Source organism: Streptococcus sp. 1004_SSPC (genome assembly GCF_001069025.1).
Taxonomy (GTDB): domain Bacteria; phylum Bacillota; class Bacilli; order Lactobacillales; family Streptococcaceae; genus Streptococcus; species Streptococcus vestibularis.
Map to the genome: position 1 here is coordinate 1 of NZ_JWGQ01000112.1, position 754 is coordinate 754.

Here is a 754-nt window from a genome sequence, read left to right on the forward strand (position 1 = left end):
TGTCTTTAAAAAGGCTCGACCAAGGTGCTGGATGATGTGGAAACGATCAATAATGATTTCGGCATTTGGGAAAAGCCTTCGAGCTAGTGGCATATAGGCTCCTGACATATCCATCGTTATAAACCGTACCTTTTGGCGTACTTTCAAAGGATACTTCAAAAAGTAGTTTCGAATAGTGGTTTGACGGCAATTATCAAGGATAGTTATGAGTTTGTTAGTCTCATAGTTTTGAGCCACAAAAGCGAGTTCACCTTTCTTGAACCCAAAATCATCCCAGGACATAACAGTCGGGAGTTTGTCATAATGTTCCTTGAAAGTAAACTGGTCAAGTTTACGATAGACAGTGGACGTCGACACACGAAGTCTTCTGGTAATATCTGTTAGTGATACCTTTTCAGTAAGGAGCTGTGCAACCTTTTGCCGGACAAGGTTGGAGATTTGGTGGTTTTTCTCAACAATTGATGTCTCAGCTACCGTGACTTTCTTACAATTTTTACACTGGAAGCGACGCTTTTTAAGACGTAATAGTGTAGGTGTTCCAGCTTGTTCAAGGAGAGGAATTTTAGAAGATTTTTGAAAGTCATATTTGATCATTTTTCCTTGGCAATGAGGGCATGGTGGTGCAGGGTAATCCAGTTTTGCATGAATTTCGATATGAGTATCAGTTTCAAAAACAAGAGAAATAATGATGTTTGGGTCTTTAATTCCGATTAATTCTGTGGTATTCTTAATAAGTCTCATAAGTTCTTCCTAA

Annotated in this window: 1 protein-coding gene; it reads right to left on the reverse strand. The window is 38.9% G+C overall.

What is annotated here, in order from left to right:
* Nucleotides 1-741: ISL3 family transposase (locus ADF62_RS08400; RefSeq protein ID WP_048788582.1), on the reverse strand; the 741-nt coding region annotated here is incomplete at its 3' end.
* Nucleotides 742-754 lie beyond the last annotated feature (13 nt).